This is a genomic window from Streptomyces sp. NPDC107522 (genome assembly GCF_055657525.1).
In genome coordinates this window covers 217,803-242,960 of sequence record NZ_JBVKAU010000002.1, presented here as the reverse complement: position 1 = coordinate 242,960, position 25,158 = coordinate 217,803, and the positions used below count along the sequence as shown (strand labels likewise).

Annotated in this window: 15 protein-coding genes and 1 riboswitch; of the genes, 3 read left to right on the top strand and 12 right to left on the bottom strand. The window is 70.9% G+C overall.

Annotated elements, in window-relative coordinates:
- Nucleotides 1-33 precede the first annotated feature (33 nt).
- From ACZ7L6_RS06250 to ACZ7L6_RS06195, 12 genes are read right to left on the bottom strand one after another with little or no spacing between them, the layout of a single operon-like run.
- Nucleotides 34-1,173, bottom strand: a complete 1,140-nt coding sequence (locus ACZ7L6_RS06250) for a hypothetical protein (RefSeq protein WP_471920806.1) — start codon at nucleotides 1,171-1,173, stop codon at nucleotides 34-36.
- Nucleotides 1,166-1,552 (bottom strand): LysM peptidoglycan-binding domain-containing protein, encoded by a 387-nt coding sequence (locus ACZ7L6_RS06245; protein WP_471920805.1) that lies wholly within the window; start codon nucleotides 1,550-1,552, stop codon nucleotides 1,166-1,168. The genes ACZ7L6_RS06250 and ACZ7L6_RS06245 overlap by 8 nt, the downstream gene beginning before the upstream one ends.
- A gap of 10 nt (nucleotides 1,553-1,562) precedes the next feature.
- Nucleotides 1,563-2,276 (bottom strand): hypothetical protein, encoded by a 714-nt coding sequence (locus ACZ7L6_RS06240; RefSeq protein ID WP_471920804.1) that lies wholly within the window; start codon nucleotides 2,274-2,276, stop codon nucleotides 1,563-1,565.
- Complete coding sequence (locus ACZ7L6_RS06235; protein ID WP_471920803.1) at nucleotides 2,273-2,899, bottom strand: hypothetical protein; 627 nt, start codon at nucleotides 2,897-2,899, stop codon at nucleotides 2,273-2,275. Before ACZ7L6_RS06235 ends, ACZ7L6_RS06240 begins: the two co-directional genes overlap by 4 nt.
- Complete coding sequence (locus tag ACZ7L6_RS06230) at nucleotides 2,896-9,768, bottom strand: eCIS core domain-containing protein (RefSeq protein WP_471920802.1); 6,873 nt, start codon at nucleotides 9,766-9,768, stop codon at nucleotides 2,896-2,898. The genes ACZ7L6_RS06235 and ACZ7L6_RS06230 overlap by 4 nt, the downstream gene beginning before the upstream one ends.
- Nucleotides 9,765-10,097, bottom strand: a complete 333-nt coding sequence (locus tag ACZ7L6_RS06225; protein WP_471920801.1) for a hypothetical protein — start codon at nucleotides 10,095-10,097, stop codon at nucleotides 9,765-9,767. Before ACZ7L6_RS06225 ends, ACZ7L6_RS06230 begins: the two co-directional genes overlap by 4 nt.
- On the bottom strand, nucleotides 10,088-12,097 hold the full coding sequence (locus tag ACZ7L6_RS06220) for an ATP-binding protein (protein ID WP_471920800.1): 2,010 nt from the start codon (nucleotides 12,095-12,097) through the stop codon (nucleotides 10,088-10,090). Before ACZ7L6_RS06220 ends, ACZ7L6_RS06225 begins: the two co-directional genes overlap by 10 nt.
- Before the next feature lie 33 nt (nucleotides 12,098-12,130).
- Nucleotides 12,131-13,075 carry a Pvc16 family protein gene (locus ACZ7L6_RS06215; RefSeq protein WP_471920799.1) on the bottom strand — a complete coding sequence of 315 codons (945 nt, stop codon included), beginning with the start codon at nucleotides 13,073-13,075 and terminating at the stop codon, nucleotides 12,131-12,133.
- A gap of 57 nt (nucleotides 13,076-13,132) precedes the next feature.
- Entirely contained in the window at nucleotides 13,133-13,879 is a 747-nt protein-coding gene (locus ACZ7L6_RS06210) for a hypothetical protein (protein ID WP_471920798.1), read from the bottom strand.
- The gene (locus tag ACZ7L6_RS06205; protein ID WP_471920797.1) at nucleotides 13,872-14,651 is read right to left on the bottom strand and encodes a T4 family baseplate hub assembly chaperone; all 780 of its coding nucleotides are present in this window, start codon (nucleotides 14,649-14,651) and stop codon (nucleotides 13,872-13,874) included. Before ACZ7L6_RS06205 ends, ACZ7L6_RS06210 begins: the two co-directional genes overlap by 8 nt.
- Before the next feature lie 26 nt (nucleotides 14,652-14,677).
- Entirely contained in the window at nucleotides 14,678-15,202 is a 525-nt protein-coding gene (locus tag ACZ7L6_RS06200) for a phage tail protein (protein WP_004003113.1), read from the bottom strand.
- A gap of 33 nt (nucleotides 15,203-15,235) precedes the next feature.
- Nucleotides 15,236-17,101, bottom strand: coding sequence for a phage tail sheath subtilisin-like domain-containing protein (locus ACZ7L6_RS06195; RefSeq protein WP_471920796.1), 1,866 nt, complete (start codon nucleotides 17,099-17,101; stop codon nucleotides 15,236-15,238).
- A 636-nt stretch (nucleotides 17,102-17,737) separates the two neighbouring features.
- On the opposite strand from ACZ7L6_RS06195, the gene ACZ7L6_RS06190 reads away from it, so the two are divergent.
- The 3 genes from ACZ7L6_RS06190 to ACZ7L6_RS06180 all read left to right on the top strand — a co-directional run bounded on the left by ACZ7L6_RS06190 (nucleotide 17,738) and on the right by ACZ7L6_RS06180 (nucleotide 24,932).
- Complete coding sequence (locus tag ACZ7L6_RS06190; RefSeq protein ID WP_471920795.1) at nucleotides 17,738-21,742, top strand: choice-of-anchor D domain-containing protein; 4,005 nt, start codon at nucleotides 17,738-17,740, stop codon at nucleotides 21,740-21,742.
- Between the two features lie 142 nt (nucleotides 21,743-21,884).
- The gene (locus ACZ7L6_RS06185; protein ID WP_471920794.1) at nucleotides 21,885-22,943 is read left to right on the top strand and encodes an NAD-dependent epimerase/dehydratase family protein; all 1,059 of its coding nucleotides are present in this window, start codon (nucleotides 21,885-21,887) and stop codon (nucleotides 22,941-22,943) included.
- Between the two features lie 141 nt (nucleotides 22,944-23,084).
- Nucleotides 23,085-23,250, top strand: a riboswitch (cyclic di-AMP (ydaO/yuaA leader).
- A 56-nt stretch (nucleotides 23,251-23,306) separates the two neighbouring features.
- Nucleotides 23,307-24,932, top strand: a complete 1,626-nt coding sequence (locus ACZ7L6_RS06180) for a C40 family peptidase (protein WP_471920793.1) — start codon at nucleotides 23,307-23,309, stop codon at nucleotides 24,930-24,932.
- Nucleotides 24,933-25,158: the final 226 nt, after the last annotated feature.

Genomic DNA, 25,158 nt, shown 5'->3' with positions numbered 1-25,158 from the left:
CTCCTGGTTGGTGGGTCGTGAGGTGCGTGGGCGTCAGGGCCGGACGTAGTCGCTGCGCGCTTCCAAGCCCTCTCTGGAGAGGGTGAAGTTCTGCTGGTACGAGCCAGGGCGCAGGTTGTGCGTGACGGACTTGACGAAGTAGTCGCCGTCGTACGCCCGTCCCGAGCCGCGTACGCCGACGAGCTGGCGCGGCTGGAGGATGTAGCCGTGCCGGATCACGTCGAGCGAACCGGAGCCGGAGACGACGTCGGCGGAGACGGCGGCACGGGCCAGCAACTCCGCCTCGGCCTGCTCGCGTTGCTGCTTGGCCGTGCCGGAGAGGGTCCTGCGCTTGAGGGCCGGGGTGGGCCGCTTGCCGAGGGGCGGGCGCAGCGGGCTGATCGACGGCTGCGGGAGCAGGGCCGACTGCCGGGTCTCGGGGTTCTGCCAGCGGGCCTGCGGCTCTTCTCGCGCGGTGCCGTCGTACGCGAACGTCAGCTGGTCGACCGTCGAGTTGGCGTCCATGTTGACGTTGAGGGCGTGCTGGCGGATGCCGAGGCGGACCTCCGGTCCCCAACGGGCCGAGGACTGGCCGGGGTTGGGGCCGGGTTCCAGATAGAAGGTGTAGCCGTTGGCGCGGGCGAGCTCGGTGACGTACTGCAGGTCGGTCTGCGTCTGGTAGTGCACCCGCAGGTCCTGGTGCGGAGGCTGGGCGACCTTCTCGGTGTAGACGTCGGGCCGGATGCCGTAGTCGGAGTACCGGCGCAGGATGGCGAGCACCCGTTCGGACGGCGGCAGGTTGGGATACCGGGCGGTGCGCTCCTCCAGGTCCATGAGCAGCGTCAGGTCCTCCCCGGTGACGGTGAGGGTGGAGTGGCCGGGCTGGTTGCTCGCGCCGACCTCGTGGCGGACGATCAGCCCGTCGAAGAGCACGTCCGAGGTGCCCCGCACGGTCACCGTGACGATGATCCGGGTCTTGGGGTCGAAGAACCCCTCGGGCAGGAGCCGTCGGCTGATGATCCCGTTCTTGGTGAGGTCGAAGGCCAGCTGGAAGCCGCTGCGCTCCCCCGCGGTCGCGGTGATCTGGGCGGACAGCAGGGCCTCGGTCACCTCGGCCGGGACGGGCCGGGCGAGCTTGGGCCCCATGTGGAGCGTGATGTGGACGGGGCCCTGCCCCACGGGCAGATCAAACACGCCGGTCTCCCCTGCCGCCGGGGAACCCGCCGGCGAGCGGGATGTCGATGACGCGCCCGGCCTCGTCGGTCAACTCGCGTGGATCGAGTACGGGGTTGGCGTCGGCGATCTGCCACCACTGGCCGGGGTCGCCGAAGTAGCTCTGGGCGAGGAGATCGGGGCGGTCGCCGGCGCCGACGGTGTGGGGCTGAGTGACGTCGCTGTCCGGGGCGGTCTCGTCGAGCGGGGGGAGCAAGCGGCGCTTGGTGTACCGGACTTCGGTGCCGTCGGGCTGTCGGTGGATCCCGATCTCGGCATCGTGGTACCGGCTGGTGCGCGGGTAGGGGTGGGCGCCCGGGATGGCGTCCAGGGCGTTCTCGTACGGCTCGATGTCGGCCATGGTGCTCTGCTCAGCCCCTTCCGATCACGACGTTGGTTCCGGTTCCGCCGCCTATGCCTCCGCCTCCGCCGAGCCCGAGCGAGCCGAGGCCGCCGCCGCGTGCGGCCGCGGCGAGGCGTTCCTTCTGGGCGAGGTGCGCCATGTAGAGGTCGGCGCCGCGGTGCCCTGCCGGGAGATCGCTGACGGTGAGGATCTTCATGCCGATGCTGAGGGAGGCGCGGATCGGGTTGAGGTTCACGTCGAAGGCGGACTCGTTGACGGAGAGCTCGGTGAGCCGCACGGGCATGACCCGCTTGCTCCCCCAGGTGAACAGGGTGAGCGGCATCTCGATCGGGCTGATCTCGATGGCGCCCTTCTGCGACAGCTTGCTCGCGGCGCGGAGCTGAGCGACGGTCGGCTGCACCAGCATCTCGAGGGTCGCGAGCTGCGGGTGGATGCCGTCGGGCGCGGCGATCTCGAACTGGTCGGTGGCGTCGATCTCGGCGGTGAACTTCCAGGTCTCCTGGGCGGGGCCCTTGAGGCGGAGAGCTTCGTTGCGGTCCCCGCTACCTGTGCCACCACCTCCGGCGTCACCACTGTCGCCGGCGGACTGGGGGGCGACACTGCGTTCCAGGGTGTCCGGGTTGAACTGCAGGACGATGATCCGCTGGGGGGTGCCGGTGTCGGGGTTGACGACGACTATTCCGGAGCGGATGGGTTTGGGGATGTCGGCGTAGCGGGTCACGGCGTGATGCCCTCCTGTCGCATGTACCCGGCAAGAGCGCTCGCCTGGTCCCGAAGAATCGGATTCACTTCGCCCTGACTCATTGATTCGATCTCCGGGAGAAGTCTTGGCCACAGCGCGTGCGCTGCCGCCCACAGTCCGCCCTCGCGTACCTGCTCGTCATCGAAGTGCATGGCCTCGATGATTTTCTCAAGGAACCGCGGGTCTTCCTCGGCGGGAGCCCCGATACCGAGGCGAACCAGAGACCTCCGCTTCTGCTCGACCGAATCGCTGGCGTCGACGGCGGCAAGAATCTCTTCATCGCTCGGCGGTTCAAAGTACTCCGACAGCATCTCCGTCAGTTCAGCCACCTGTGATTCCTCCGCCCCGGAAGCGAAGACGAGGTGGACGCCGAACGGATGCTCCCTGCCGTAGTGCAGGTAATAGTCGTTGACGACTCGCCACGTCACCTCTCGTGACAGGCCGATCTCCACCGAAGCAACCGTTTCTCGCACTTTTTCGGCGTTCATGAGCGACGCAGCCTCGTCCACGTCGGTCTCATCGAGGCCGTCGGCGAGGATGATGCGGCGTCCGCGGTGCGCACCCCACTGCATGACGGTGTTTCTCCTTACGCGCAGGATCATGGAGTCCACAGCCTAGGTGCCCGGTCGAGGGCTTGTGGATCGAGCTCCATTATCTCGCGGACGATCTTCTGCATCCTCTCGAGCATGTCCTCGTATCCATCGAACGTGACATGTACGTCATCGGGTGTCATCCGCGCGACCCAGAGAGTAGTTCTGTCGAGGAGCTGCTTACCGGACTCCGCGGATGTCTTGGTCTCGGATTTCTCAGGAACCCGCTGCTCCTGCTTCGTGGCCCACTTCACCTCTCCCTTGTGCACACTCCGCGTCACACTCGGGATGGGGTCCTTGAGGACTTTTCGCACAGCCTTGTCGTCGAGCTTGTCCATGTTGACCTCACCTCCGGGGGCCACAATTTCCGCGGCAGCGCGCAGATCCCGGGCCAGCGCGACGTTCCTGTTGTGGGTCATCAACCCCCTGCTGAGAATCTCGTCCACGCGAGCGCGGGCCTGGCTCTCCGAGTCGGCGCGCTTGGCCCAACCGATCTCCGATTGACCCATCACCTTCATGAACGGCTCCCTCCGAGACTCCACCATGGTCCGAAGGAACGCGAACTCCATCATCAATTGCATGTCGTGACCGGTCTTGGCCGCTGCCGCGAAATCTCCACGCTGAATGGCGTCAACGCCCTCGATGAACTTCCTGTAGTTCTTGAGCTTCTTGGCGGTCAGCCTCAGGTCCTGATAGCGCCCTGAGCCGTGCGACGTGGCCAGGAATCCACCGGGGTCATTCTTGAACCCTCGGTTCCAACGCAGGAGAAGTTCAGCGCTGGGCACCTTCACTTCAACGCTTCCGCCGCCTTCATTGACCTTCGCGGCGGTCATGGCCTGATCGATGGCAGGGAACTGCCGCAGAAGCGGCTGCTCAGTGAGTTGAGCAGTAAAGGTGTTGGTGCCCTCCCTGGGGGCCGGCGTCTCCGAGGATGCGGGTATCGCCTTTTCAGACTGTTTGCGGGCGAATTCCTGGGCCTTTTGCACCAGTTGGAACTGCTTGGCCAGTCTGTGCTTCTCGCTTCCCTCCTTCTCTGGATTCAGCCGCGCCTTGACGACCTCGGTGTCCCCACCCTCCACAGTGTGGGAGGTCAATCGGTACCAGAGGCGCTGCGCCGCCAGCATGGCCTTGAGAGGAAGCGACCCGGCTCCCTTGCGCAGTTTGGCGTCGGCACGTGGTTTCGTCTTGGCGACGATCTTCCGGAGCCGTTCCTCCTTCGATTCCGTCGACTCCTCCTTCTTCTTCCGCTGCTCCTTCTTCTCCTTCCGCTCCTGCTTTTCCTTCTCCGGGTCCTTGTCCTTCGGCCTCCGCCCGTCACGCCCGTCACGCTTCGTCTTCTCCGTGCCCTTGGCATCGTGCTTGGGCTTCGGCTGCTTGCCGTCCTCTTCCTTCTTCTTCGGCTTGCCGGACTTGTCTCCGTCCTTGCCCTTGTCGTGATCCGCGTCGGGCTTGCGCTTGCCCGGAGTGCCCTTGTCCTCGGACCTCGGCTTGGTCGGGTCCTGGTCCTTCGGCTTGTCCGGCGACTTGCCGTCGGCGTCCTTGGGCTTGCCCCTGGTACCCCTGTCGTCCTGGGACTTGGGCGTACTTGCGTCCCTGTCGTCCCTCAGCTTGTCCGGGCCCTTGGTGTCGGTGCGCTTCGGCTTCGTGTCCGGCTCGGGCTTCGGCCGGGCCGGGGGTTCTGCCTTCGGCTTCGGCTTCGGCGTCGGGGTCGGCTTGGTGTCCGGCTTCTCGTCGTTGTCCTTCGGCTTGCCGTTCTTGTCCTTGCTCGTGGTGGGAGGTGTGGGCTTCTTGGCGTCGGCTCCCTGCGTCCTGGGCTTCCCAGGCGCGCCGTCCTTGCCCTGCCCCGGCTTCGGCGTTGTAGCCGTAGCCGTCTTCCCGTCGGGCCCGGGCTTCTTCGTCGGGTCGGCCTGAGGCTTCCTGTCCCCACCCTTGTCGTCCGCCCCGTCGGCCCCCGCCCCCTTGCCCCCGCGCGGCTTGTCCCCCTTGCCCTTGCCGCCCAGCTTCGCGGCGACGTCCTTGAAGCGGCGCCCCACCTTCGCCACGTACTTGCCGATGCCGCTCAGCAACGCCTCGTAGGCGAGTTCGAGCAAAGCCACGATGCCCGCCGCCACCGCCTTCGCGAAGAGGACGCCGGCTCCACCCCTGCGCACCGCCTTCAGCCAGTCGAGGACCGCCCCCATCGCGCGCAGGATCTCGCCGAGGGCGCCGATGGCCGTGCGGATGGCGTCGATGACCGCCATGACCCAGCCCGCGCCCGGGATCAGCTTGGCGATGACCTTGGTGATGACGATCTCGCCGATGATCAGGGGGAGTTGGGGGACGATGGCGTCCCAGGTCTCCTTGACGATCTGGTCCAGGGCGATGCCGCCCTTGATCAGCTTGTCGAGGATGGCCTTCGGGATGCCGATGATCTCCTGGATCTTGGACTGGAACCATTCCTTGACGGCCGCCTTGACCTCGCGGAACAGGTGGTTCTTCGCGCCGTCCACCGCGGAGTTCTTGGCACCGCTCAGCCAGCCACCGGGGTCGGAGAGGAAGTCGACCGCGATGAGCATGAACTCGCCGAGCGCGCTCAGCATCCGCGAGGCGAACTGCAGGACCGCCTTCACCGCGTCGACGATCGCCTTGACCACATCGAGGAGCGCCTTCTTCAGGACGTCCAGGATGCTGCTCAGGAGTTTTCCGATGGCGTTCAGGAGGTCACTGATCGCCTTCTTCAGCGCCTCGGCCAGGCGGTTGACGAGGGCGATGGCCGCCGCGATCAGGTCCGTGATGAACTTGCGGATGCGGGCCGCCAGTTCGATCACCGCCCGCACCATCGCCACCGCGAACTCGATCAGGTCCTTGATGAGGTTCTTGATCGCCTCGACGATGCCCTTGCGTGCCTCGTTGATCCAGCGCTCGACCGTGTCCTTGAAGTTCTTGATGAAACCGACGACCGCGTCCCGCGCCGCCCGGATGACGCGGACGATCGCGTTCTTGATCTCGATGACCTTCTGCTTGATCCAGTCGAAGGCCTTGGTGATCCAGTTGCCCGAGTCCTGGACGGCACCGTCGCGTTGCTTCTCCGCGTCGCGCTCCGCCTTGTCGCTCTCGTCCTGGATCTTCTTGTCGCTGCCCTCCTTCTCCTTCTCGACGTTGTCGTCGGTCTGCTTTTCCTTGTCCTCGACGTCCTTGCGGACCTTGTCGTGCCGTTCGGTCTTCTTGTCGCCGAGGCTCTTGAGCTCCGCGTCCTGCTCCTTGCGCCAGTCCTCCCGCTGGGCGGTGACCTCACCCATCGCCTTCTCGCGCTCACCGGCCTGCGTCTCGGTGTTCTGCGCGATCTCGGCGTCGACCTGCCGCTTGTGCTTGGCCTGCGAGTCACGGAAGTCCCGGTCCTTGGCCTGCCGGCCCTCGGACATGGACTTCTGACCGTCGCTGAACGCCGCCTGGAACTGCGGCCCCTGCTCGTGCTCGGCCACCTCCGAGGCCGCCTCCGGCGGTACGGCACCCGTCGCGCCGCCGCCCTCGACCGCCACACCCTCGCCGCCCTGCGCCCCCGGGATCTGAGCGCTCAGCTCCTCCTTGGGGGCGTTGGGGTAGACCTGGTCCTCGCCCATCGCCCGGCCGGAGTCGTCGCGGGCCGTGGCCACGGTCTCCTGGCCCTTGGCGTCGACATGGCCGTCCTGCTCACCGGCCGTCTGCTCGGCCGCGCCCTTCATCTCCACGCCCGGCGCGTTGCCGGCCTGTGCCTGCTTGAGCGCCTCGTCCTTCGTGGGCAACCCGGCGAACTTGGCGGCCAGTTCCTGCGGGTCCACCTCGAAGCCGAGCCAGCTCGCGACCTTGCCGATGCCGAAGCCGAGGGCCATCTTGAAGGTGTCCCAGCCGCCGGGCTCCTCGGCCTTCTCCGCCTCGATCTGGCCCTCGGGCTCCTTGGCGCCCGTGACCTCGGCGTTCTCCTGCTCCGGTGCCTGGGCTTCCTGCGGCTTGTCCTGCGAGTACTCGGCCGGGGCGTCCGTCCTCGGCTTGCCCTGCAGGGTCTGCGGCGCGCCCGCCGGACGCTGCATCGAGGGCGGTGCGGAGGCCAGCTCCTTGTGCTCGTCACCGACGGAACGGTCCACCGCGCCGCCGACCCCGCCCATCGCCTGAAGTGCCTTGTGCGGCTTGAGTTTCGAGGCCGTCGCCAGCCCCGCCTCCGGGGACACCCCGGCGAGGTTCGGCACCGGCGCGGAGTCCTTCTTTCCCTTGCCGCGAGCCGGTGCGGCCCCACCGCCGCCCGCGCCGCCACCGCCGCCACCCGCGCCGCCGCCACCGCCACGCGCAGCACCGGACGACGCCGCCTTCGGCGCCGGTGCGCTCTCCGGCTCGGCCTTCGGTTCCGGGGCCGCCTTGGCCGACGCGGGCTCCGACTTCGCACTGGCGGCGGGCGCGGATGCGGGTCGCGCGGGCGCCGCCGACGGCTCCGTACGAGCAGGCGCTTGCGTACGGCTCTCCTGCGCCGGCGCCTCGGTCGCCGACTCGTCACCAGCTCCCCCGGAAGTCCCGGCCGGCCCCGACGAGTTCGCCGTACCGCCGCCGGACGCGCCCGGCGCCGTGCTTCCGGCCCCGACAGCGGAGGCGTCCTGCGCGGACCCCGCACTCTGCTCGCTCTGTGCGCCCTGCCCACCGGCCTCGGCCGAGCCACCACCGGCGCCGCTGCCCCCGGCAGTTTCCTTGGCCCCGGCGTCACCCTGCGCCGACTGGCCGCCCTTGGCCTGCTGAGACTCCTTCTCCGGCGCGGCGCCACCCTTGTCGCCCGCCGCGGCCGTGCCCTTCTCCTCCTTGTCGGCCGACTCCTTGGCCGCCGTGCCGCCCTCGGACTTGCCCTCCTGCTTGCCCGGCGCCTCCTGCACCGTGGTCTGGGCCGCCACCGGCCCCGCCTTCGGGTCGTCGCCGCTCTTGGGGTCGCGGGTGCCGGGCGCGGGCGGGGCGGTGGTGGCCCGCTCCAGTGCCAAGCCGCCCGTTCCGAGACCGCTGTCGGGCCCGCCCTCCGTCTCGGGGGCCGACGACTCCGGCTCCACGGCCGCGTCGGCCGTCTCCTCCTCGGGTTCGGCCGCCTCGTCCTCGGCGTCCTCCGCCTCCCGTTCGGCCTGCACCTGCTCGGCCCTGGTCGGCGGCGGAGCGGGGAACGACGGGGCCGCCTGCGTGGTGGCGGGCGTGGACGGGTCCAGCTTGTCCGCGGTGGGTACGGCGGACACGTCGAGGTCCTGCTGCGGTACGAAGTCCTCCGGCTGGAGCTTGACGTCCCAGGCGCTCGGCTCCCCTCCCCCGACCTCGACCTCCGACTCACTGCCGGAACCGAACGGGTCCTCGTCGGCCTCCTCCTCCAGGCCGGCGAGATCCTGGTTGCGCTTGCCGTCGAGCGTGCTGAGCTTGCCGGGCAGCTGCGTGTCCTTGCCCGCCGCCGTCGGCGAACCGGTCGGCTTCTGCTGTCCCCGCTTGTCCTGCTGCTTCAGCTGCCGTCCGGCCACGGCGGCCTCGGCGGCACCCGGGCGGTTCTTCGCCGCGGACTCCTCCTTGCTCGCGGCGGCCGCGTCCTGACGTGCGGTCTGCTCCTGACCGCCCTTGTCCTTCTCCTTGCCGTCCGCGGCCCCGGACTTGTCCTTACCGCCCTCCGCCGAGCCCTTGCCCGACGCCGTTTCGGCCGACTGCTTCTCCCCCTGCTGCCGGCCGCCGGCCGACCCCGACGAGGCGGACGAGGACTGCCCCTCGCGCGCGTCGCCCCCTCCGGACGCAGAGCCGGTACCGGACCTCGAGCCGGCGGTCGCCCCCGACCCGGCCCCGGAACCCCGCCCCGCCGACGGCTCCTGCCGCGACCCGCCCGGCGCACCCCCGCCCTGCGGAGTGGTCCCGTGCTCGCGAGTGCCGCCGTTCTGCGGAGTGCTGCCGGCCGCGCCCTCCTCGACGGCCTGCTCCTTCTCCGGCCCGGGCGCCAGGCCCGGCCGCTCCTCCTCGGTGCGCCGCTCCTCGACCGTCCGCAGGGCGTTCTCGCGCTCGGTCCGCACCTCCTGCGCCGTGTCCGGCTCGATCTCGGGGGCGTCGTGCGCGCCCCGCTCGAGGCCGTCCTCGGCGTAGTCGTCGTACGCCTCGATCTCGTCGACCAGGTCGAGAACCCGGTCGTGCTCGGGAGCGAGGAGACGGTTCTCCAGGCGGACGAGGACGCCGTCGAGCAACTCCTCGGGCAGTCGGGCGAGTTGCTTGCGGGTGCGCTGGGAGAGGTCCTCGGGGTCGCCGCGCAGGGAACGTACGACGGAGTTCGCGAGGCGGTCGACGAGGGTCGCCGGGTCGATCGCCTCGGCCCGGTTGCGGTCGGCGTCGACGGTGGCGTACCGCAGCCAGCCGGGCGTGGCCTGCCCCTCCTCGACGTCCGGGGCGGAGTCCTCCGTACGCGCCGTCTCCGGACGTACGAGATCCTGCACCGCCGACTCCGCCTGCCGCTCGATCGCCTGTTGCGGCAGGCTCACCGCGCCCAGCTCACGCCCGGCGCGCAGGGTGCCGAGGCCGTGCGGGTTCTGCACGGTGTGCAGGAGCTCGTGGGCGAGCAGGCGGCGGCCCTCGTCGGTGCCGGGCTTGAAGGTGCCCTCGCGGAAGAAGATGTCCTGGCCGACGGCGACCGCGTCGGCGCCGAGCAGCTCGGTCAGCTGCCCGGCGTCGCGGTCGGTGTGCAGGCGGACGCGGCTGAGGTCGTGCCCGAGCTGCTCCTCCAGTTCGCGGCGAACGCCGGGGTCGAGGGGCTGACCGGCGCCGCTGACGATGTCCTTGGGTTCCGGGGTACGGGACTTGGCGGCGCGTTCCTTGCGCTTGCGGCGGCGTTGTTCGGCCGACTGCTCCGAACGGGAGTCCTGGGACTGCGAGTTGCTCACCGCGTCACCTCCCCGTGGCCGCTGAGCCCCTCGTGCACTGCGCGGGCCAGCTCCTGGCCGAGGCGGCGGGCGGACAGTCCGGCGGGCAGGGGCGGGAGGCCGGTGAGCGCGTCAACGGTCAGGGCGCCGTCGGCGGCCAGCGGAACGCCGTGCACGCGGACCAGGCGGGTCAGCTCCTGTTCGAACGCGGCGGTGACCCGCTCGGGGTCCACGCGGAAACCCTCAAGGGCGAGTTCGCCGATCTCCACGCGGATCTCGCGGGGCTCCGACGGAGCGGACGCCACCGCCCGGCTCGGGGTCGTCCCGGCCGGTTCCCTGTTCACACCCATCCGCGGACCTCCGTCGGCGTCAAGGAGCGCTCCAGCTTCAGGTACTCCGTGCGCGCGGCCGCGAGCATGTGCCGCATCTGCAGCCGGTCGCCCTCCTCGGCGGCGAGGAAGGCGCCGGACAGGGCGATGTTGCGGATCGAGCCGCCCGCGACGGTGAGCTGGGCGAGGAGGTCCGGATCGATGTCCTTCAGCGGGGCCCGCGACGGCAGCACTCGGCGCCAGATCTCGGCGCGCTCGTGCTCGGCCGGGAAGGGGAAGTCGACGACGAAGCGGATGCGCCGCATGAAGGCGGTGTCGAGGGCCTTCTTCATGTTGGTGGTGAGGATGGCGAGGCCGCGGTATGCCTCCATCCGCATCAGCAGGTAGCTGACCTCGAGGTTGGCGTACCGGTCGTGGCTGTCCTTGACCTCGCTGCGCTTGCCGAACAGGGCGTCGGCCTCGTCGAAGAGCAGGAGCGCGCCGCCCCTTTCGGCCGCGTCGAAGACCCTGCGGAGGTTCTTCTCCGTCTCTCCGATGTACTTGCTGACGACCTGGGAGAGGTCGATGACGAACAGGTCGAGGCCGAGCTCCTTCGCCATCACCTCGGCGGCCAGCGTCTTGCCGGTGCCGGAGCCGCCCGCGAACATCGCGGTGACGCCGAGGCCGCGGCGCAGGGTGCCGGCGAAGCCCCACTCCTGGTGGACGGTGGCCCGCTGCCGTACATGCGCGACGATCTCACGCAGGACGCTCAACTGCCGCTCGTGCAGCACCAGATCGTCCCAGCCGGCCTCCGGCTCGATACGGCGGCCCAGCTCGTCCATGCCGACGCGGGCCTCCTCGAGACCGGCGCGCCAGGCGAGTTGGGCGGCGTCCAGCTCGTCCTCGTACGGCAGCCGTCGGCGCACGGTGGCTGCGGCGGACCGTACGACGTGCGGGGGCAGCTGGAACTGGGCGACCAGGGAGCGCAGTTCACCGTCGTCGAGGTCGGCGACGGGGTGGAAGGCCTGCGCCCACAGCTCGACCTGCTCCTCGTCGTCGAGACGCGGCACGGCCACCCGCGCGCCGTGCGGCCGGTCCGTACGCAGCGGATCCTCGCTGGACACGACGACGGGCACGGCGGCCCCGGCCAGGAACGCCTCCGTGGCCGCCCGCTGGTCGCGGTCCAGTTCGCCGACCTCGACGAGCAGGGCGGCGGGCAGCAGGATCGCCTCGCGCTGCCACAGCCGGGCCAGCCGGTCGCGCTCGGCGGGGTCGGTGGGGATGTCCTCGGCGCCCATGGCGTACAGCCCCAGTCCGGACCGCGCGGCCGCCGCGGCGGCGATGTCGGCGCGGCTGCGCAGGTCGCCGCCGGTCACCTCGACGAGCAGCGGCGCGCCCGGGCTCGCCCCCGTCGTCCAGCCCTCGGCGGCACGGCTCGCGGCCACGTCGTACGACGGCGGCAGCTGCTCCGGCACCGGGGTGCGGCGCAGGCGGCCGTGCAGGCGGGCGTCCAGGTAGGGGGAGCCCAGCAGGAAGTGCAGGATGCGCTCGTCCAGGCGCAGCCGGGAGGTGGTGAGCCGGGACTCGTCGTCGAGCTCGACGATCCGCCAGCGCCGCAGCGGGGCCACGGGGGTGAGCGCGCTCCAGTGCGGTTCGGCGAGGGCGGCCAGGGCGAGGGAGAAGGTCGGGTACGCCCGCTGCGGATCACCGCTGGCGGCAGCGCACCGGGCCGCTGTCGTGGGGTCGAGTTCGTCGGCGGCGGTGAGGAGGATCAGGTCGCGTTCGAAGGGGGTGAGGCCGAAGCAGCCGACGAGGGCGTCGAGGGGGGCGGTGCCCGGGGCGGCCAGGGGAGCCGGAGTCGCGGAGCCGGTGGCGTTCGGGGCGCCGGGCTCGGCGTCGGGCTGTCCGGCGCCTGCCGCGTGGGCATCGATGCGGGTCAGGACACGCCGGATCTCCGCGGTCAGCGTCGCGCCGGCGTCGTGTCCGTCCGCCGTCGCCGAAGTACCCGGCGTACCGGGTGTGCCCGGCTCGTTCGTCCCCATGTCCTCACCTGCCCCCGTCGTTCCCATGCCGTCTCAGTTCTCGGTGCCTTCGGCCCCGCCGTCCGTCTGCGTGCCGCGCGCGGTCCCGCCCTGCCGTGTCGACTTGCTCGGCTGCGCCGCCTTGCGGGCTCGTGCCGGAGCCTTGGCGGGCGCCTTCGCGGGCGTTTTCGCCGCCGTCTTGGCAGCTGCCTTCACCGGCACCTCGGCCGGGGCCTCCGCCGGCACCTTGGCCGGAGCCTTCGCCGTTGTCCTGGCGGCGGACTTCTGAGGTGCCTCGGCCTTCTCTGGGCCGTCGGCGACCTCAACGTCACTGCTCGAAGCGCGAGTTGACGTGCCGTCACCGATCATCGGCGGCACCGGAGCCCCGGGCGTCCCGAACGGCAGCACCCGTACCTCTGGCCGCTCCACGGGCTTCGCCGGTACCGGTGTCTCACGCCCGTCGATGAAGATCAGGGACGCCTGGTAGACCACCGACAGCGAGTACGGCGTCTGGTAGAGCATCCCCCACAGCTTCGACGTCTCGTCGATGTCCATCACCGTCGGCGAGAACCGCACGCGCTGCGCCGCCTCCACGAGGTCGCTGCCCGACAGGTACGGCCGTTCGCCGGCCTGCTCGATGACGTCCTTCGGCAGGATCGGGATCTCGTGCAGGGTGCGCACGACGGCGCCGATCAGCCGCTGCCCGACCAGTTCCGTGTCGTCGCCGTACGCGCTGATCAGGTAGTGCAGGTCCAGCGCGGCGGCCGGCCGCTTGACCAGCGTGCCGTCGGAGGCCCGGGTCGGCAGGTCGTTGTTGCGCATCGACGTGTTGGGGGTGACCTGGTACAGGAACACGTTGATGGTGGGCTGGTCCGGCGGTTCCGCCGGCGGCTTGCGCGGTTCGACCTTGACGGCCTCGCCGAACTCCGGACCCACGTTGTTCTCGAGCAGCAGGGCGAGGGCCTGGGTGACATGGGCGATGGCGAGTGCGTTGCTCATGAAGTCAGTTCCTCGGTTCCTCGGTCTGTCTCGTCGTCCTGCCGAAGCAGCTCCATGTCACTCCCGCCCTCGCGCCAGGTACTCCGCGAGGCTCAAGGTCGCCCCCGTACGGCTCCTTTCGGGCGTGCGCTGCCGGCCGCCGCCGGACGGTGCCGGTCCGGCCGTCACCTCCAGCCGCCCGATCTGCACCTGAACCACCTGCTCGGGCGCCTTCCCGGGCCGCCTGGCCGCGGCCTGCCGTACGGCGTCCCGGGCCGCCGCCGTGTCCGCGGCGCTCGGCCGCAGTGGGGTGGACACGGCGGCGTGGGTGGTGGCGTCCGTGCCCGGGGGGATGGGCACGGACGCCACGTTCTGGGCGGAGCCGTGGTCCGCACGGCTCCGGCCCGCCGCCCGGTGCGCGGCGTCGGGCGCCGGGCGCGGGCCCGTGGTGACCGGCGCGACGGGGCGCAGCAGCGGCGCCTCGGGCAGAGCCCTCGGTGCGGGCTGCGGCGCCGGGTCCGCCGGGGCGTGTTCGGTGCGTACGACCGTCCGCTCGCGTTCCGTGTGCAGCCGGGCGGCGGGCGTCACCGGACGCGGCGCCGCGTCCTGCCGTACGTCCGACGGCGTGCTGGACGGCCACAGCAGGTCGCTTGCGTCGTCGGGTTCCGGTGCCGTGGCCCGTACCGCCTCCACCCGTTCGAACGGGCCGGGCAGCCGGGGACGTACCCGCACCACACCCGGGCGCGGCCCGGCGGCGGCCGGGGCGTGCCGGGCGATCAGCCGGTCGAGGAAGTCGGGAACCGGCGCCCCTTCGGCGTCAGACATCCGCACACAGCTCCAGGTAGTAACGGCGCCGCAGCGGGCTGAGCGCCAGGATCTCCGGCTCGCTCCAGCCGTAGGAGGTGGCGAGCAGATGGACGTCGAGCAGCAGGTCCCGTGCCCAGGCGTCCAGTTCGGTCCAGAGGTAGGAGGCGATGTCGAGCTCGGCCCGGGTGCTCGCGCCGCACTCGGGGCAGGCGACGTTGAGCGTCACGTCGGCTGCCGGGTCGGCGGCCTCGACGGCCTCGGCGATCCGCCGCTGGACCGGGACGGGCAGGTCGCCGGCGCCCACGGCCGTGCCGTCGCGCACCGCCGAGACGAGGCACCGGGCGAGCAGGGCGGCGCGCGGGTCCGCCGCCCGGGCCGCCGCCGTCAGGTCGGCGACCCCGGGCAGCCGGAACTCGACGTCCCAGCCGTCCTGCTGGACCCGCACGACGGGCCCGGCGGACGGGTCACCCCCGTCCACCGCGCCGCGCCGCCCGGCCGCTGAACCGCCCCTCCCGCCCAGCGACCGCGCGAACTCTCCTGCGTCCAGGTCGAACTCCATGTCCTCCCCGCACGCGGCGCACGCCAGCCGCACCTGCATCCGCTCGCCGAACAGGGCCCGGCGCAGCGCGAACAGGTCGGCCTCGCGCTCCCCCACCGGCAGCACCGGCAGGCTCGCGGCGTCGACGTCCGGGCGCGCCGTGCGGTGCAGGAGCAGGGCGCGGCCCGTCGGTGCCTCGGCGAGGCCCGCCTCCCAGGTGGCCAGCAGCTCGGCCGCCCCCGTGATCGCCATCTCGTCCCCCCTCGACTACCCACTGCTCAAGCTGGGTTGAGGAAGGAGGGCTCCTCCGGCTCGGGCACCTCGTAGTCCCGCTCCCAGCCCTCGCACTCGAGCTTCAGCGACTGGATGGCCACCGCGTTGGCGTTGGCGTCCAGCTCACCGAGGACCTGGTACTCGCTCGGCCAGGTCCGGTAGAGCTTGTGGGAGACGGCGACCTGGCCGGCCTCGTTGAGGACCTGGATCACTATGTCCTTGCGGAAGTCGGCGAGGGACACCTCGGAGCCGAGCCCCGCGCCGACCTGCCAGACCTTGTTGGCCCAGCGGTCGAACTCGGGGTCGTGGGTGACGCCGCGCTCCAGGGTGATGCCCTCGAACTCGGAGCGGCCCGGCGACTTGCGGGGCGACGACGGGTCGCCGCCGTGCCGGTGCTTGACGACCTCCGTCGTCCGCTTCAGCGGACTGATCTTGCTGATGCCGGCGACCGTACGACCGTCCCACAGGACCAGGAACTTGAAGTTCTTGTAGGGGTCGAAGCGATGCGCGTTGACCGTGAACTCAGCCATCGGATTCCTTCAGTTCTCCACGATTCCCCGCGCCTAGAGCGCGAACTGCCCGGACGTCTGCTGGATCTTGACGATCACGAACTCCGCCGGCCGCACCGGTGCGATGCCGACGAGGACGTTGACGATGCCGTTCTCGATGTCCTCGGCGGTCGTCGTGTCGCTGTCGCACTTGACGAAGTACGCCTCGCGCGGGGTGCCGCCCTTGAAGGCGCCCTGGCGGAAGAGCGTGTGCAGGTACGAGGAGGCGGCGAGCCGGATCTGCTGCCACAGGTTCTCGTCGTTGGGCTCGAACACCACCCACTGCAGGCCGCGCTGCAGGCTCTCCTCCACGTGGAGGGCGAGCCGCCGTACGGGCACGTACTTCCACTCGCTGTCGAGCGCGTCCGAGCCCTCCAGCGTGCGTGCGCCCCAGACCACCGGGCCGGTCAGCGGGAAGGTCCGCAGGACGTTGACGCCGAGCGGGTTCAGCAGACCGGTCTCGCGGTCGGTGAGGTTGACGGTGAGCGAGTGCACGCCCGCGAGCCGCGCCTCGGTGCCGGCCGGGGCCTTCCACACGCCGCGCTCGGAGTCGGTGCGGGCGATGACGCCCGCGACCGCGCCGGACGGCGGGAAGGAGCGCAGCCGGCCCGTGAGCGGGTCGGTGAGCTGCAGGTGCGGGAAGTACAGGCCCGCGTGGTTGCCGCGCACGGCGTCGAAGGCGGCGAGCCCGGCGCGTGCGGTGTCGACGCTGACCCAGGTGCTCGGCGCGTCGACGAGGAGGAAGATCCGGCGTTCGGCGCACAGCCGCTGGGCGGCCGAGATCACCGTGAGCGCGTCCTCGGTCTTCTCGTACGCCGCGAGCTCGGGCAGCGCCAGCAGGTTGACGTCGGCGACGCCGCGCAGCGCCTGGATGCCGGTCTTGTCGCCCTCGGAGCCGATGAGGTCACGCGGGCCGGGCGCCTCGCCGTCCTCGCCGCCTTCCAGCGGGAAGACCGGCGGGTTGACGGAGGCCTCCAGGCCGAGGTCGTTGGCGCACTCGCCGAGGAAGCGGACGACGTCCTCGGGGTCGGTGGAGCCGGCGACGACCTGGATGCGGCGGCCGAAGGCGGTGACCTCGGCGCCCGCGAAGGCGTGCTTGCCGGGCGCGTCGGGCAGGGCGCGCAGCTTGCGTTCCAGCAACAGCGCCAACTCGGCCACGGAGCAGGGGGCTTCGCCGTCGCAGTCGGGGTCGTAGAGCTTGAACTCGCGCTCCACCTCGCCGATCTTGACGGTCAGGTCGACTTCCAGGTTCGGCAGTTCGTCGCCGAAGGGCTTGGAGACGGTGCCGGAGGGGTCGGGGCGGCCCTCGCCGACGACCTCGACGCGGATCAGCTTGGAGCCCGCATTGATCACGGTCTGCGCGTAGCGGCCGTTCGCCGGGTCCATGGACAGACCCGTGAAGCTCTCGCGGGCGTCGCCCTTGGCGTCGTAGACACGCAGGTTGAAGGTTTCGTCGGGGCAGGGCGTGTCGTGGTCGACGGCGACGCGCAGGCCGTTGCCCCAGACGCCGGGCTCCTTGGCGTGCACTTCGAGGACCGGGCCCTCGCTGTGGCCCTCGGTGGACTTGAGGGTGACGCAGGCGGCCTTGCCGCTGCCGGCCTTGGCGACACGGACGATCACCGCGACGGTGCCGCCGTTACCGAAGAACTGGTGGACCGCGTAGCCGACGGCGCTCTGCGCGCTCAGGCCGCCGAAGCGGCGCTCGAACTCCGCGAAGCTGGTGACGCGTACCGGCTCGTTGAGCGGACCCCGTCGGGTGTGGCCCACAAAGGCCGTCACGGACGTGGTCAGGGTCGAGATCGTGCGGGTGCTGCTGGGAAGTTCTTCGACGTAGACGCCGGGATACGTCGGCTTGGCGGCGCTGACCGCGCTCATCGGCATTCCCCCTCCTACTCCCTGTCTCGGGTACCGGACAAAGGCACCAAGAGATGGCAGAGGGAGGCATTCCCGACTCGGGGCACGAAAACGCCACCCACACGGGCGACGCCACTCACGTGCACCGCAACAGTTTTCCCCCGTCATCACCGTGGGCGGTCGGCCGCACGGCTCAAGCAGCGCGCTTGTGACTCCTGATGCTCAAGTGCTCAACCCACCTTGCTTTGTTCGAAGTTGACCGAGCAAGGCGCCTTCAGGCCACCCGAGGAGGGGATTTGGTGAAGGCCCTCTCGCGGCATCCTCACATCACACCGGCGCGCCCCGGCCAGCTGGTTCACGGATTCTGCACAGGGGGTGCCACCCTCCGGCCCCGTGCGGCCCTCAAGTCCCGCCGGAGGTCCATGATCCACGCCGTTCGACAGGTCGCACGCCCATACGACCTCCCCGAGTCGTACACAACGTGCCATGGCTGGTTTTCCAGGGGTGACGCGAACGCACCCGTACGTGCGGTCGACACCGGAACTCCCCCCGCGCGTAGGGGCTTTACGCCCGGCCGGACCTGGTTGGCGCGCCGAGGCCACGGCTAGCGTGTCGACAAGGGCCCAGGGGGACGGGCCGCCAGGGGGAGGGTGAGGCGCCGAGATGCCTGCCGGACAGGGAAGTTGGGAACTGGTCACGGCGAATGCGCAGATCCTCGCCGTGCATGCCGCGCTACTGCCGTCGGGCAAAGTGCTCTACTTCAGCGGTTCCGAGCACGACGAGGCCCCACCGGACCCGGCGAGCGTCATCAACGCGACCCGACTGTGGGATCCGGTGACCAACGAGGTGCGCCTGGCCGGCGGGCCCCTGACGGACGACCTCTTCTGCGCCGGTCACTGCCTGCTGCCCAGCGGCAACCTGCTCGTCGTGGGCGGAACCGAGCATTACGAGGACAAGGCCCACCCGGACCATGCGAAGGTCGACCACTTCACCGGGACCGATACGGCCCTCATCTTCGACTGGCGCAGCGAGCGCTGGCGCTCGGTCGACTCCATGGCAGGAGGCCGCTGGTACCCGACGTGCATCACCCTCGCGGACGGCCGTGCCCTCGTCCTCGGCGGCCACGGCGGCGACCGGGGGCCGCACGAGAACACGCGCATCGAGATCTTCGACCCGGCGGACTGCACCTGGTCGGCCCCCGTGCTCACTGCCCCGCCTCTGGAGGAGACGGGCGGCGTCACCCACTACTTCGGGAAGGAGATCCGCCCCATGGTGTACTACCCACGGCTGCACCAGCTGCCCGACGGGCGGATCTTCTCGTCCACGGCCCTGCGCGTCGGCGGTCACCGCCGGACCAGGAACATCGACCCGGCGCGCCTGACCACCGCCGACCTCGGCCCGCCGCCTCCGGCAGGACAGTCCCCGGGGGAGGCCGGTGACCCGTTCTGGCCGTTCAACATCTACGCCCGGGCTGCGTTCCCCTCCGTACTGCTCCCTCTGGTCCCGCCGCACTACGGTGCCCGGATCCTCGTCTGCGGACAGCGCCGGCCCCAGTTCTTCGAACCTCACAACGCCCATCTCGGCTGGCGCCCCACAGGGGAGCGACGGCCCGATCCGTACCGGGCGTACGCGAACGCCGTCCTGCTGCCCGACGCGTCTGTCCTGGTGGTCGGCGGAGCGACCTCGGAACGCCTTCCCGTCTACGGCGGCGGCAGGGACGAGAACGCGGTGCACTGGGCGGAGCGCTACACCCCCGAGTCCGACACCTGGGAGAAGCTGGCCGAGTCGCCGAACCGGATCGCGCGGGTCTATCACTCGGTGGCGCTGCTCCTGCCCGACGGCCGGGTCTGGATCGCGGGCTCCAACCACGACAGCGACCGCAACCAGGGCGGAGTCCGCAAGGACGACCCGTCGAAAGGAGATGCGCGGGAGCTGAGGATCGAGATCTACTCGCCGCCGTACCTCTTCACTCGCGACGAGGCGGGGGCGATCGTGCCCGCCGGGCGCCCCGCTGTCGGCAGGCTGCTGATCGGGGCCGGACACGGCCAGGAGTTCCGGGTCCCGACGCCCGAGGCACGCAGGATCCGGCGGGTGCACCTGATCCGCTGCGGCTCGGCCACCCATGCCTTCAATCCCGACCAGCGGCTCGTCGCCCTGCACATCACGCGACGGGAGGACGACGCGATCACCGTCCTGATGCCGCCGAACGGCCGGGTGGCGCCGCCCGGTTACTACCTGTTGTTCCTCGTCGACCTGGCGGGCACCCCGTCCGTGGGCCGGTTCGTACAGCTGCAGGACGAGTACCCCCTCGCCGAGATCTACATCGGGCGCCCCGTGACCGCCCCCGACCTGCCCGACCTGCCGGTGGGCACCAAGGTCCTGGAAGTGCCGCAACCCGTCTGGGACCTCGGGACCGTCGACATCGGCAGGACAAGGACGGCCCGGATCTTCTGCAAGAACGTCGGCACAGGAGGGCTGCGTATCTCCCCGCAGGGATTCTCCGGGGACTTCCGCACCGAGGACGAACCCGACTCGCCACTGTGGGGCACACGTGGCAGGAAGAAGAACCTGGACGTGACTCTCACCGGCTCGCCCGCTCCCCGGGGCGACTTCGCGGTGCTGGAGGTGAAGTTCACCCCCACCGAAACGGGCCCCCACGCCGGGACGCTGCTGGTCCACACGAACACCCCGGACCTGGGCGGCTTCCATGTGAAGCTGAGCGCGAACGTGCGCGGTTTCTCCGTGGCGCTCGTACCGGCGGTGGCCGGGCCGGACGTACCGTTCGGGGAGGTCGAGGCGGGAGCCACGGTGCCCCGGACCGTGCTCGTTCGCAACGAGGGTTCGATCGACGCCGTCATCGACGAGCTGTTCATCGACGGCGACGGTGCCGCGAAAGGCTTCGGCGCGCCCATGGTGCTGTCGGACCGCCGGGTCCCGGTGGGCGCGTCGCGCTCCTTCCCCGTGTGGTTCTCGCCGCGCACCGTCGGCCCGGTGGAGGCGGCGCTGGTCCTGGAGACGAGTGATACGTCGGCCCCTGCCAGGTTCACCGACCGCCGCACCCTCACGATCAGCGCCATGGGGGTGGGCCCACGCCTCGAAGCGGCGCCCGCCCGGCTGGTCTTCGGCCCGCAGGAGATCCGGACGGCCAGTACGGCGCAGCAGATCACGGTCACCAACACCGGGTCCCGCCCGGCTGCACGGATTCGCCTCGCGATCAGCCGGGAGTGGCGTGTCCTCACGCCGCTGCCGGACACCGCCCTGCCACCCGGCGGAAGCCTCACTCTGGACGTGGTCTTCATCCCCGGACACGCCGGCCCGCTGGCCGGCACTGTCACGCTCGACGGCGACACGCTGGACGGACCCGTCGCCGTCGCGCTGGAGGGCACCGGGGTGGCCGCCCCGATCGCGCTGCTGAATCCCGCCGCACTCGCCTTCGGCGACCAGCCTCTCACCACCCACGGGCTTCCCAGGACGGTGACGGTGAGCAACGAGGGGGTGCTCGATCTGGAGATCGGCGCCGTCGATCTCGTGGGACCCGACGCGGGTGACTTCCAGGTCGCCGAGGACCGCTGCCGACGGGAGACCATCACGCCCGAGCGGTCGTGCACGGTCGCCGTCCTGTTCACGCCGAGCGCACTCGGAGCCCGCAGGGCGGAGCTGCGGATCACCGACAACGCTTCCGGCAGTCCCCGCACCGTCGCGCTCACCGGCACGGGCGTCCCCGCGCCTCTGTGCGGCGCCGACCCGACCGCGGTCGGCTTCCCGCCGCAGCGCGTGGGCAGTACGGCCACGCCGCAACACGTGACCCTGACCAACAACGGAGCCGATCCGATCACCGTGACCTCGGTGACGGTGACGGGAGCCGCGGCGGGCGACTACGCGATCCAACAGGGCTGCGGCGGCGGCCCCTTGGCCCCCGGAGGGTCCTGTGCGGTCGGGGTGACCTTCCGGCCGACGGCGATCGGTATGCGGGACGCCGACCTCGTCGTGCGGTGCGCGGCTCCCGTGCCCGGCCTCTCGGTGCCGCTGACCGGCACCGGTCTGGGCACGGTGGTGACGTTCGATCCGCCGGGGCTGACCTTCGAGGCGCAGCCGGTCGGCACGTTCAGCGCACGACAGGACCTGCTGCTGGCCAACACCGGGAACACCGAGCTGACCATCCAGAGCCTCGCGGTCAGCGGCGACTTCCGCCACGACCACTCCTGCAGCGTGCTGCGGCCGAACGGTTACTGCCGGATCAGGGTGATCTTCCTCCCGACAGCGGAGGGCGCCCGCGCCGGCGAGGTACGCGTCACCGACAGTCTCGGCCGGACCCACACCGCTGCCCTGCTCGGAACGGGGGTGGCTCCTCACGCGGCACTGAGCACCGCCGCCCTCGACTTCGGCGACCAGGCGGTCGCCTCCCCCTCCGCCCCCCGGACGGTCCACCTGACCAACACCGGCTCCGGAGCGCTGACCGTCGAACGTGTCGACATCGCCGACGGTACAGCCGGCTTCGTCAAGACGGCGGACACGTGTACCGGTGCCGTCCTGCGGGGCGGCGACTCCCGCTCGATCGCCGTCACGTTCACCCCGCCTGCTGGAGGGGAACTCCTCGGCGCCCTCAGGATCACCACCAACGCCCAGGACAGCCCGCACGTCATCCGCCTCCGCGGCAACGGAGCATGACCGCAGCCGGGCCGAAGACGGTCCGTTCGGTACCCGGCTGCACCCTTGGGGAAGCTGTCCCCCGTGCCCTCGAACGCATGGCCGTGCACAGGGATCGCCGCTACCGTGATCGACCGGCTTCCGTGCGGGAGAAGGGGTGAGGGTGGGCGCAGACGGGTCGGCGGCCGTGTTGGTCACCGGTGGCAGCGGGTTCGTCGGCAGCCATCTGGTCAACCGGCTCCTGGAGCGCGGCTACGAGGTCCACGCCACCGTGCGCAGCACGGCCGACACGGCGAAGGTACGGCCGCTGCGGGAGATGCAGGACGCGCATCCGGGCCGACTGTCGCTGTTCGAGGCCGACTTGCTCACCGAGGGCGCCTTCGACGAGGCGATGAGCGGCTGCCGGGTGGTGTTCCATGTGGCGTCGCCGTTCCGCATGCCGGAGAAGATCAAGGACGGCCGCCGGGACATGGTCGACCCGGCCCTGCTGGGCACGCGCAACGTGCTGGCGGCCGTCGAACGGACGCCCACGGTCGACCGGCTCGTCCTCACCTCCACCGTGGGCGCGATCTTCGGCGACTACGCGGACGTCCTGGACATGGACGACGCGGTCCTCTCGGAACGGTACTTCAACACCACCAGCACGGTGGAGAACAACCCCTACCACTACGCCAAGACCGTCGCGGAGCGCGCGGCATGGGACGCGGAGGCCGCCCAGGACCGCTGGCGGATGGTGTCGGTCAACCCCGGCCTGATCCTGGGCCCCTCCCTCACACCCGCCTCGGAGTCCGGGAGCCTGTTCCTGCTGGAGGAGCTCTTCAAGGGCTACTTCTTCTACGGCGCACCGGACTTCAGCTTCACCACGGTGGACGTGCGCGAGGTGGCCGACGCGCACATCGCGGCGGCGGAGAACCCGGACGCGAAGGGCCGATACATCCTCGCCGCCCGGACCATGACGTCCTTCCACGAGATGGCCCGCATCCTGCGGACCCGGCACCCACGCGACCTCCGCCTCCCGCGCACCGCGCTCCCGCACTGGCCCGTACGCCTCCTCGGCCCGGCCTTCGGGCTGACCCAGGACTACATCCGCAAGCACCTCGGCATCCGCTTCGAAGTGAACAACAGCCGGAGCGTGAGCGAACTGGGCATCACCTACCGCCCGATCGAGGAGACGATCCTCGATCATTACTCGGCGTGGCGGAGCCAGCGCGCCGCGAAGTGAATTCGGCCCTCGACCTGCCCCGAGCGTCGAAGGTCACAAAAACGTATCGGACATTTCACACGTCAATCTTCACGCGAGACACACAAGTTGGTTAGGTTACGCCTCAGGCCGCACGACGACCTCCGGCGAACCCGCCGGGACGTGCGGCCTCCGCCGAGTCCGGTGCGCCCACGCGGCCACTGGAGCCGGGGACCCAACCGAACTTGGGGTGAATCGGCCAACTGCCCTTCGGGGCAAGGGCCGTAGGGCACACCTTCCGGAACCCGAACCCGTCAGCTAACTCGGTAGGCGGAGTACGGAAGGAGTACGTCGCCCATGGCGCCGGAACGCACCGCGCGTCCGGGGGCTTTGAGCCTCCCCGGCATGCGCAATTCCGCACTCGCGTCGGCGGCCCTCACCTCTGTGGCCCTGCTCGGCCAGACGGCCAACGCCGCCCCGTCCGTCGGGGACGAGACGCCGAGCCGCGAGGAGGTGAGCCGACGGGTCAGCTCCCTCTACAACCAGGCCGAGTCCGACACGGGGACCTTCAACGCCACTCGCGCCGCGGCGACGGGACCGCGGGGGCGCGCCGACCGGCCGACGGACGCCGGACGCGGGTCCGCCTCGGCTGTCCGGCGTGACGAGAGCAGGCGCAGCGACCCGGCCCTCGACAGCGTCGCCCGGCAGTGGTTCGACGCGGCCCGCTCGAAGCTGGGTCCGACCGTCCCGGCGAGGCTGCCGAGCGACAGGGTGCCGGACCGTCCCACCGGGACACGGCCGGCTCGCCCGGCGGAGCGTGCGGTCGAGGGGCTGACCGACCGGGGGCGTGAGGCAACCGGCCGTGCCTCACTGGAGCTGCCCGCCGCCCCGGTCGCGGAGCTGACGTCCGGTCCGGCCGCCGGAACGACTCCCTTGGCCGAGCTGACTGCCGGCCCCGTCGCCGCCCTGCCGGCCGCTCCGGACGCATCGCAGACGGCAACCTGGGCCATCCAGGACACACAGAACAACCAGATCACGCAGAGCACACACGGCACCCAGACCGCCCTGGCCCTGCCCGCTCCGACCACCGCGCCTGCGGCCGAGTCGACGGCCGATCCGCAACAGCGGTCCTCATTGCGGACGACCAAGGAACAGAGCCGACTCAAGCTCGACCGGGCCCGCCAGTTGCTGTCCGCCTACACCGCACAACAGGGCACCGCGCTCACACCGATCGAAACCACGCCGAGCCAGGCCCCGGCCGCCGACACCTGGAGTTCCACGCCGACCGCGCTCCAGCCCGATGACACGTGGAGCTCCACACCGGCCCCGGTCCAGCCCACCGACACCTGGAGCACCACACCGGCCCCGGTCCAGCCCGCGGCCGAGACACAGTGGCAGGCGCTGCAGGAGCTGGGCGCGGCCGACCTTACGCCGGTCCCGGCCGACACAACGGCCTGGGCAGGCACCGCAGTCTGGTCTGCCGACCCGCCCACGGCCGCCACCACAAGCCAAACCCTCGGCACGGGCCAGACCCTCTACCCCCAGGCCCCTGACACGAGCCCGACCCTCGGCACGAGCCCGGCTCCAGGCACAACCCCGGCTCTGGACACGAGCCCGGCTCTGGGCACGAGCGCCGTCGCCGCACCCACCGCCCCCACGACGCCCACCGCGCCCCAGGAAACCCGAGCCGTGCGAGCCCTCGAGTTCGCCCGCGCCCAGCTCGGCAAACCCTGCGTCTGGGGCACGACGGGCCCGGACGCGTTCGACGGCGCAGGCCTCACCCAGGCCGCCTGGAAGGCCGCCGGAATCACGCTCCCGCGCACCCCGCAGGAGCAGGCCACCGCCGGCCGCGGAATCGCCCTCCCCTACGTCGAGCCCGGCGACCTGGTCCTCTTCCACGCCGGCCACGTCGGCATCTACTCCGGGAACGGCATGATGATCCACGCCCCCGGCCCGGGCGCGTCCATACGCGAGGAGACGATCCACTACGCCGGTGAGGCGGCGATCCACAGCGTGATACGCCCCGCCTGATCCGGCGCCCCCACCACAGACGCCACCGCCGCCACCCTGCCTCCACGAGGCGGGGTGGCTTTCGCTGCCCACCCATCGGTGACACCCCGCCACCTCGGCTTTGTCGGTACGTCCTGACAAGCCCATTGACATCACCTGCCGAGGCCCGCATAGTACCTGCCACTAGAGCGCGCTAGTGGAGCGCTCCAGTCGTATCCAGCGGGCGGTAACCCGTGAACCTCCCCCC